General features: G+C 36.8%; 7 protein-coding genes. All 7 read left to right on the top strand.

Going from position 1 to position 9,769, the window contains the following annotated elements; translation table 11 throughout:
* Positions 1-948 precede the first annotated feature (948 nt).
* The 7 genes from HMPREF1630_RS00475 (at position 949) to uraA (ending at position 9,450) form a co-directional block, all read left to right on the top strand.
* Entirely contained in the window at positions 949-1,737 is a 789-nt protein-coding gene (locus tag HMPREF1630_RS00475; protein WP_156095796.1) for a hypothetical protein, read from the top strand.
* A gap of 84 nt (positions 1,738-1,821) precedes the next feature.
* Positions 1,822-4,788, top strand: a complete 2,967-nt coding sequence (locus HMPREF1630_RS00470; RefSeq protein WP_037326017.1) for a hypothetical protein — start codon at positions 1,822-1,824, stop codon at positions 4,786-4,788.
* Positions 4,785-5,246, top strand: coding sequence for a hypothetical protein (locus tag HMPREF1630_RS00465; RefSeq protein WP_037326015.1), 462 nt, complete (start codon positions 4,785-4,787; stop codon positions 5,244-5,246). Before HMPREF1630_RS00470 ends, HMPREF1630_RS00465 begins: the two co-directional genes overlap by 4 nt.
* Positions 5,247-5,348: 102 nt before the next feature.
* The gene (locus HMPREF1630_RS00460; protein WP_037326012.1) at positions 5,349-6,368 is read left to right on the top strand and encodes a V-type ATP synthase subunit I domain-containing protein; all 1,020 of its coding nucleotides are present in this window, start codon (positions 5,349-5,351) and stop codon (positions 6,366-6,368) included.
* 1 nt (position 6,369) lies between these two features.
* Positions 6,370-6,903 (top strand): hypothetical protein, encoded by a 534-nt coding sequence (locus HMPREF1630_RS00455; protein ID WP_037326011.1) that lies wholly within the window; start codon positions 6,370-6,372, stop codon positions 6,901-6,903.
* 57 nt (positions 6,904-6,960) lie between these two features.
* On the top strand, positions 6,961-8,040 hold the full coding sequence (locus HMPREF1630_RS00450; protein WP_037326009.1) for a transglutaminase domain-containing protein: 1,080 nt from the start codon (positions 6,961-6,963) through the stop codon (positions 8,038-8,040).
* Positions 8,041-8,184: 144 nt separating this feature from the next.
* Positions 8,185-9,450, top strand: coding sequence for a uracil permease (gene uraA / locus HMPREF1630_RS00445; protein ID WP_037326021.1), 1,266 nt, complete (start codon positions 8,185-8,187; stop codon positions 9,448-9,450).
* Positions 9,451-9,769 lie beyond the last annotated feature (319 nt).

The raw sequence follows: 9,769 nt of genomic DNA, 5'->3' as shown, positions 1-9,769 counted from the left end.
TAATCTGCGAAGCCCTAAAAATCGCAAACTCGCTTCGCTCAGACAAGCGATTTTCTTAACGGGCTTCTTGATTAGAAATCTCTACCCGATAGAGGAGAGATTTGGTCTCGGGGTTCAAGATTTGCTCCGCCAAACATTGCTAGATGAGAGTTATGTTTTTTGATTCTAGTGTGACAAAACTCCAAAACTATAATTATTTTATAAACATTGCCAGAGGCTTCTCCACTTCGGTCGAAGCGAGGGGACGAGGTCTCCTAACTCCCACAGCACCATTCCGAGGAACATCGTGACGAGGAATCTTATGACTTAAAGATATGTATATACGAAGAAGCAAAAAACTCAAGACCTTGTATTTTAAAATCCCAAGACTCCGTTAAGAAAATTGCACTGACAGCATTCTATGAACAAAAGAACAATAAATACTGTGAGCTAATAAAAAATACAAAGCACAAGTCAGACTAGATTGCAATTTTTAGGAGTCTTGGGATTTTAAAAAGTCAGAAAAATACGTAAACAAAAACGAAGTCGCAAACCCTACAAAAAGAAGATTTCCTTTGGAAATCTTCCTGTTTCGCACTCCGCTAAGGAGCAGTCAGGGGTGTAGCCGAGAGGGGTTTAAGGGGAGGCGGGTGAGGGGGCATCTGCCGCCCCCTTGGGCCTCCCCTTTGAACGGAGCAGCCATGTTAATGGTTGAGATTATTTATAAGATACGGTTAATCTCGGATTAACAAAAAGATAATTTATATCGTATAAACCTCTAAAATCTTGGGGCTCCCCCTTTGAACGGAGCAGTTATGTAGATGACTGAAAAAAATTATAAGATAGATATTCTATCTCGGATAGACCAAAAAAAGATGATAATTTATCTCGGATAAGAAAATCTTAATGGTATAGTATTACTAACAAATAGTTGATTATATTGTATAACGGAAAGGATTTGTTATGGTTATGAAGTTTAAAGTTTTTTCTTTTGTTTTAAGTTTTGGTTTGCTGGCCCCTTCTTTTGCTTTTGCGGCGGATGCTGGGATTGATGCTAGGATTAAGGAGCTTGATGCGGAGATTGCTAAGCTTGAGTATGAGTATAAGGGTTTTGATGAGGTTTTTGATAAGGCGAGCCAGTCTTCTAAGGCTTATATTGATGAGCGTGGCAATTTTGTGCCTCATGACAAGGCTGTGATGGAGAATTTGCTTAAGGTTTCGTCTAAGCTTGATGAGTTTGTGGATAATGTGGTGCCTTCTTTGGAGCAGCCTATGCTTTGTGTTTATTTTGGTAGTGGTGCGAAGGTGAATGGGTTTAATATCCGTAAGAATAATGCCAATGATCTTTACTCATATCTTAAGAAGCATTTTGTGATGAAGAAGGGCAAGGATAAGGCTGAGTATGATTCGCTTTTGAGGGAGTATGTGAATGCTATTTCTGATTCGGTGCTTTTGCCTGATCTTAGCAAGGTGACTGATTCTTTGTATGGCCAGATGACAAAACGCAAGGAGAAGCTTGATAAGGCGAGGGCTTTGCGCAGGTATTACAAGAGGGAGAAGTACGCAGATGTGATTAAGAGGCTTGAGGATGCTATTAGCGAGTCTGAGACTACTGTGAAGTCTTGTAGGCAGTTGATGGAGTATTCTCCAAAGACTATTGCAAGTGTGAGGGGCAAGCTTGAGAGGATGCTTGCAGACCAGGAGGCTTTGATAGTAAGGAGCAAGCGAGCCTTGAGCAGGTTCGTTGACGGGCTGTAAGTATTGAAATTTAGGTCTTTATTGACATTTCACCCTAAATATATTATAATTACACTAACAGGCTATGCCTGTGGGGAGAGATTTATGAATAAAAAATTAATTGCAAGCCTTCTGACCCTAGGCCTAATCCTAAGCCCAGTGTCGGGCACAGTGGGAAGTAGGTCCATGGTGAGCGAGGCTAGGGCAGATGAAAGTGATGTAAAAAAAGAATCTACACAGTTTTTTACTTCTCTTATAAATGCTTTTGTAGCTAGGTACGATAAGGTCAAAGCGAGCGAATTGTATCGCCATGCCTCTACCAGTGAACAAGAAAATCTTAATAAGGTTATGAATGATGCCAAAGCCTATGTTGATGGGGGCAAATTAACCTATGATGATTCAAAAAATCATATAGATAATATTCAAAATGCAAGTGCTAAATTAGCTAGTGATGCGAATGAAAATTTAAAAAATCTTAAAATAGAAGTTATTTCTTCTAGAAAGCTTTTGGAAAACAACAAAGAAAAAGAGCATACGCCTGAGTATGAGCAATTAAATAAAAAAATTGACGAAGCTAAGAAAATTCTTGAAAATGAGAAATTAACTGATATTACTGGTGATATTTTAAAAACTGAAACTAAAAAGCTTAATGAACTTTTCAATAAGGCAAAAGATGCTTTCGGGGATACAATTAAATATCGCGAGCCAGATACTGAAGATATTAAAAAGTTAGATAAAGAAATAAATAAGATAGGTGACTTTGTTACAACTGAAACAAGTTTTGATGAACTTCTATTAGATGCTGAGAAGTTAGTAAAAAGTCACGATGGTTTTATAAAGTCATATGAATATTCTCATAGCGACCAAGCTTTAAGGGAAGCTTATGACCACGCTTATGCAGAGCTTGAAAAGCTACCAAAACTTGATGATAACAAAGAAAACTATGATAAGCTTATAGCAATCTTGAAAAATATTGCCGAAGCAAGATACAAAATAGATAATACAGATTTGAAACTAAATTCTATTAAACTTTATCCTTATGATGGTATAGACGATAGTGTGGCTAGTATTATAAAAAATATTGATTCTATTGATAGAGATAGCTTTAACCTTATTAAAAATTTGAAAGATAAGGATCTTGGAGAATCTTTTAGAGATACGCTTAGTAAGGCAAAGGCTATGGCGCTTAACTATGTTATCGGCTATGAAAGAGATTATAAAGGCCTCAATGAGTTGAACGACAAGCTTAATAAGATTGTTAAGGATATCAAAAAATCAAAAGGGGAAGGTGAGGTTCTCCCTGAGGATAAGAAAAAAGAAAAGATAGAAAAAATCGGTAAGTTGCTTGATAGAGTTAAGGCCTTTATGGGTACTGATAGCTATAAGCAAGGTAACTCGACTGATAAAAAAGCCTTGGAAGATGCTGTTAAAGTGGCTGAAGATCTCAAAAAAGCTTATGGCATTAGCGAAGCTTTGGTTAGTGAAGATAAGCTTAGTGAGGCTATCAATAAGTTAGAGAAAGCTTTGGCTAAGTTTGAAAAGGCTGATGATAAGGCTTTGGTCAAAAAGCTTATTGAAGATTTGCTTAAGTCGACTGAGGGCATAAGGATTGACCAAATCTATGGCAAGAATGAAAAAGATGTTAAGAATGCCTATACCAAGGCGAGGGAGGCTGCTGCCAAGGCCGCTAAGGATAAGAATATAAGTCTTGCTGATTTGACCAAGGCTTATGAAAATTTTAAGGATGCTAGGGATAAGCTGGCTGAGTTTTTGACCAGTAGACTTAAAAAATTAGTTGATGACGATAGCAATTTTGTCGATACAGAAAAATATAAGGAAGCTGACAGGTCTTATGATGCCAAAGATGTTGATGCTATTTTAAATTATAGGTCGCTAATTAGAGATAGCAAGGAAGAATTGGATAAGATAAGCCCAGATGCTAACAAGCTCGATTTGTTGTATAAAAAATTAGATGCAGCGAGAAGGGAGATTGAGGGCAAATTATCTAGCCAGGCAAGAAAATTGACTGATGCGATTTTGGATTCGGATGATTTCATGGATAGCCTTGCCTTTAAGGCTGCTGCTACAGGTAGTGATAAGTATTTGAAATATGCTGCTGAGAAGTATAAGGCTGATTTAGAAAGGACAAAGAAACTTAGTGAGGCTGGTAAGCTTGATAGCAAAGAGGCTGAGACTATTTTAGAATCTCTTTCTAAGTCTAGGGATTTCATTGAGGATAAAATCAGCAAGAAGACTTATTTGATTTTTGAATATACTAGGACCCTTGAGGAGATTAAAAATCATAAGGACTATAAAACATTGAACCAAGCTCTTAGAAAGAGGCTTGAAGATGCCCTTGCCCTTGCTGCTAAGGGTGGCGATGAAGATGTGATTTTTAGAACTCTTGATGAGGTGATGAATGATGATGCTATCAAGGCTTTCATCAAAAAAATAGAACTCGAAAAAAATCCTAACAAGATTAGGGATAAGCTTCTAATAGAGTTGACAAATCTTATAAATGAAGATAAAAAATTAAAAGAGGGTAGTTTTAAATATACCAAGGCTCAAAAGGCTCTTAGGGATGCTTATGATCTTGCCTTGAAAGAGGCAAAGGACCTCATTGGAGATAATAAAAATCCAAAAGAGGCAGAAGTGAAGGCTGTTTATCAAAAATTGTTAAAGGCAAAAAATGCTCTAGATGGGGATAAGTTTGATAAATTAATCAATGACCTAGCCGCAAGATTTAAGAAAAACCAGCTAAAGATAGCTAGTGTAGAGCAAAGAAAGGCAATAGCTGCTAAGATTAATGCCTTATCTGATCCTAAGGCTACTATGGATGATGCTTTGAGAGTGGAAAAGGAGCTTGACGACCTTATTAATCCAAAGTTCGCTGCAACTACTACTCTTACACCAACAAACCAAGTCCAAACTTCAACTCGTCCTGTTTCTACAGCAAGAAATGCAGGATCTATTGTAAAAACGGGTATAAATGGAATAGCTAAAGTTGCGGCAGTTCTTGTCGTGGCTGCTATAATATTAAAATTAACATCAAAAAAAGGAGATAAGAAATGAAAATAACTAATAAACAAATCATTGCTGCTATCCTAATCGCAGCTACACTTACAGGTTGCGATAGCCTAAAAAACAAGCTTAAGAATAGCGATGATACAAAGGTAGAGGAAAGCACTAACGAAGAAACTACCAAAAAAGAAGGCGAAGAAGACGCAGAAAATACTGGCTCTACAGAAAAAGAAGATAAAAAGGATGATAGCGAAGATAAATCTAGCGAGGATAAATCTAGCGAAGATAAGTCCAGCGAAGCTGAAACAGAAGACGGCAATACAGTTGTAGAACAACTTGAAGATGCAGTTTTCAATAATAGGGTTCAAGCAAGGGCTGCAGAAATTCTTTTAGAGGAAACTCCAGAATCACTTAGCGAAGAATACAAGGCTAAGCTTAAAGAACTTGTAGAAAAATCAAACGACATAATCGAAAGATCTGAAAAAGCTCTAGAAGCTTACAAGAAATAATTATGAAATGTGGCTTGCTGAGGCAAGCCCTTTTTTGCATGTTTTATAATAGCTCAAAAAGGGTATATTATAAGAAAGAATTAAAAACAGAGAGGTTTTAATATGAAAAAAAATAATTTAACAAAGGCAATCTTGGCAATGGCACTAGCATCTGCAGTTTTTGCTCCAAGTGTTAAAAAATCATTTGCAGCTGATACTTTTTACTCTGATTATCTTTATGAATCATCTTATCTTGAATCAAGAAGAGAACTTTATAAGACAATAAGCGATGCAAAGGAGATTAAAAATAAAGACAGATATATTTATGCAAGCACATCTGTCAAAGATAGTTTTAATGTTTGGTTTAAATATGCAGAAGACGCTTATAAACAAGCTCCAGAATATTCAAGCCTAAGCTCTGAAAAAGACAAGCTAACTAGGGCTACACAATATTTAAAAGAAGCTATGAAGGCTTTAAATGGCAAAAAATCTTCAATTACTGACTTGAAGGACTTGCTTGATAAACATACTGACTTTACAACATCTTCATCATATTTGTATGCAACACAAAAACAAAAAGATGCTTACTTAGATGCTTATAACAAGGCTTATCGTTACTACTATTATGAAACATACAATACTGTTTTATCAGAATATTATACTAAGGAATTAAAAGAGAAGAGAGCAGCTATAGAAAATGCCTATCTAAATGAGAGAAAAAAAGTTGTTAAGGACGAGATAGATCTTTCAGAACCATTTAGAAAAAATTCTGAAAAATATACAAAGAAGAGCTTTGATACTTTCTTATCTGCCCTAAAACTTGCAGAAACAAGTGTGGAAGATAAGTCAAATATCAAAACTGAAGATGAATATAAGCAAATTGCTAAAACTCTTAAGTCTGCGAGAGAAGCACTTGTTGAAGTGAAAGTTAAGAATGAAGAATTAGAAAAATATATAGAAAAACTTCAAACAGCTGTAGATAATAACAAAATTGCAGTAAAATCTGGTGAAACCCTACTAGAAATAGCTCCAAAACAAGTAGCTCCTGTTAAGGGTAAGCTAATAAACTTAATTAAAAACGCAAAGAGTGTCATCGAAAAATCTGAAGCAGTCCTTGCCAAACTAAAAGGAATCAAGGGATAATATGAAAATATTCAAAAAAATAGCTGTTTTGCTCTTGCTTTGTAACTTCGCCTTTTTGGGTCTGGCCCAGACTAAGGTTAGCGAAGTTTATGCGGCAGAAACAAGCGAAGAGGCAAAGTACAAGACTCAAAAGGAAAATCTTTCTTTTGCTGTTGCAGATAGTATAAATGTTATTAGCACTGAGGCATACAATAACTATGCTTCTAGCAATACAAAGATGGCCTATCAAAAGGCTGTCATGGATGGCAAGGCTGTGCTCCAAAAGGGCGATACTGCATCTTTTACAGAGCTTGCTGTGGCAACAAGCAAAATCAATGATGCCAAGTCAGCTATCTGGCGTGATGTTGATAGGGCTGTGAAGATTATAAGACTTAAGGAAGCTGTAGAGCAAAATAAGGTAAGTGTTAGATCGGCAAAATTCTTACTACAAAACGCACCAAATTCTGTGGCTGGGGTTAAGGATAAGTTAATTAACTTGATTAAAAAATCCGAAGCCTTGATTGAAAAAACAGAAGCAGTTTTACAAAGAGTATAAAAAAATAGGGGACTCTTGTGGGCAAAACCACAAAAGTCCTTTTAAATGAGGTGCAAAATGAAAAAGAAAATCTTATTGATTCTTGCTCTGGTATTTTTCATGGTCCCAAAAACGAGCCATGCTGTAAGCCAGGAGCTTGAAGAAAAGATAATAGCTATAGATACAAACAAACAAAAGGAAAGCCTAGCTAGGGCAAGAAAACACCTTAATGATAAGGGAGTTTCTCAAAAAAAGCGTGCGAAGCTAGAAAAATTAATTGATAAGAACGAAAAAACTATACAGAGAATCGAAAAGTTGCAAGAGATTTTCAAGGATAATATAAGGATTAGAAACCAGATTAGACCTCATCTCCAAAATAGGGATGCCTATTTTAGTGTGGATATAGGAAGGGTCAGTTCTAATGAAAAAATTTCCGAGCTTTTTCTTGATGTGTGCAAGGAAGATGATTATTTCTTCTATGGTCAGTATGGGTCAGCTAGGATAGATACAACTTATAATCCTGCTAAGTCTGTTGGGGATAAGACCTATATAGAAAAGGCGAATTTTGATGTTAGATACAGGGTGGATATAGATATGGAATATTCGACTACCAATTTTGTGAAAAATTGGGTGGCTGAAAATATCGACCCATCCTACACAGAATACGCCAAGGTGAAGGCCATCCACGACTTTATTGTAAAGAAAAATTTCTACAACAAGGGAGATCGTAACGAAGAAAGTGGTGGAGTATCAATCTACCATCCAGCATCAATAATTTTTGGTAATGGTGGTGTTTGCAATGCCTATGCGACTCTTTTTGACCTAATGGCAAAGCAAGCAGGTCTAAAGACAAGATTTCTAACTGGCAAGTCCCTAAAAAATGGCGAAGACCACATGTGGAATATGGTACAGGTCATGGGTGGCTGGTATCATATCGACACCACTTGGGATGACCCAATAATAAACTTTAGCGACAGGGATATTGAAAATATCGAAGACTTTGTTATCTACGATTATTTCCTAAAATCCGATGCAGAAATCAAAAAATCAAGAACTATAAATGAAAACAAAACTCGCCCACAAGCTCCGACAAATTTCCCAACTAGTCCAAAAAATACAAAGATTGAGGAAATCGACGGAAAATATTATGTAAGGTGATAAAAAACAAACTCTCTTTTTCCACTGCGAAGGTGGTTAAAAAGGGAGTTTTTTAGTGGCGAGATTTTTTTAAAATTTATTTTGACAAGAAAAACTTTGATGGTATCATATAGGAGATTTGAGGAAAAAAAGAAAGGAATTTTTATGAACAAAGAAAAGAAAATCTATCATATCGATGATAAGGTCCCAGCGAAACTTTTATTGCCCCTATCTTTGCAACATACTTTTGCAATGTTTGGTGCATCAGTTTTAGTCCCTATTTTATTTCAAATTAATCCAGGCATTGTTCTTTTAATGAACGGGATAGGCACCTTATTATTCATCTTAATAACCAAAGGCAAGGCACCAGCTTATTTGGGTTCTTCATTTGCATTTTTAGCACCAGGAACAGCTATTATTGCAAAGCAAGGATTTGAATATGCGCAAGGTGCCTTTGTTGTGGTCGGAATTTTGGGTTGTGTCATGGCATACATCATCTACAAGTTTGGTATAGATTGGATTAATGTAGTCCTACCTCCTGCTGCCATGGGTGCAGTTGTAGCCCTAATCGGTTTCGAACTTGCAGGCAATACTGTCACAGGTGGGGCAATCGGAGCCAACCTCATGACAGACACAGCTCAAGCCAAGGATTTTATAGTATTTGGCATCACACTTTTTACAGCTATTATCGGATCTGTTGCCTTTAAGGGATTTTTCTCAACCATCCCAATTTTAATCGCAATCATAGTAGGTTACATTGCTGCTATATGCTTTAACATGGTAGACTTTACTCCAGTTGTTGAAGCACAACTTTTCACTATGCCAAACTTCCACATGGCAAAATTTAGCGTAAATGCTATCCTTGCTATGCTCCCAGTGCTTTTGGTAATCACAAGCGAACACATTTCCCACCAGGTAGTAACATCTAATATAGTAGGTCGTGACCTTCTAAAAGACCCAGGTCTTCACAGGTCAATCTTTGCAGACAACTTTTCTACAGCCCTTTCAGGTCTTGTGGGAGGTGTACCAACCACAACCTACGGCGAAAATATCGGTGTAATGGCAATTACTGGCGTTTACTCAGTCCAAGTAATAGGTGGAGCTGCAGTTGTATCAATTATAATGGCATTTTTTGGCCCACTAGCAGCCTTCATTTCAACCATCCCAGGCAACGTCATCGGCGGAGTAACCTTCCTTCTATACGGAATGATTGGTACCAGTGGTATTAGACTCCTAGTAGACGAAAAAGTTGACTACTCAAAATCAATGAATTTGGTTTTAACTTCAATAATCTTTATAGCCGGTCTATCAGGCTTAAAAATTCAATTTGGCTCAATAGAACTTCAAGGCATGGTATTAGCATCTGTAGTAGCAGTAATCCTATCAGCCTTTATGACAATCTTAAAGAAATTGAGACTTACAAACGAGTAAAAATAAGCAAAGTCCCCACAGCAGGGGACTTTTGTTGTTGATAAACTATTTGGTTGTTTTATCAATTAAAAAATAAATAATAGTCAATCAAATCCTAAATTTATGGGATTCTTCCTCAATTCGTTCGTCAGAATGACGTGAATATAGGACTTTGTCGATTGTCTGAGTCTCCACAGCAGGGGACTTTTTGCTGTATGACGGGCATGTTCTAATGCTGGGGTGAAAATCCCTACAGAGCGTAGTTACCGACGAATCTAATAGCAACTTGCAAGTTTTAGATGGCGACGTCTAGGAGAGAAGAAGCAATAGCGAAATCGTG

The organism is Anaerococcus lactolyticus S7-1-13 (assembly GCF_000758765.1).
In the GTDB taxonomy this organism is placed as follows: domain Bacteria; phylum Bacillota; class Clostridia; order Tissierellales; family Peptoniphilaceae; genus Anaerococcus; species Anaerococcus lactolyticus.
This window is presented reverse-complemented; position numbering and strand designations above follow the sequence as displayed.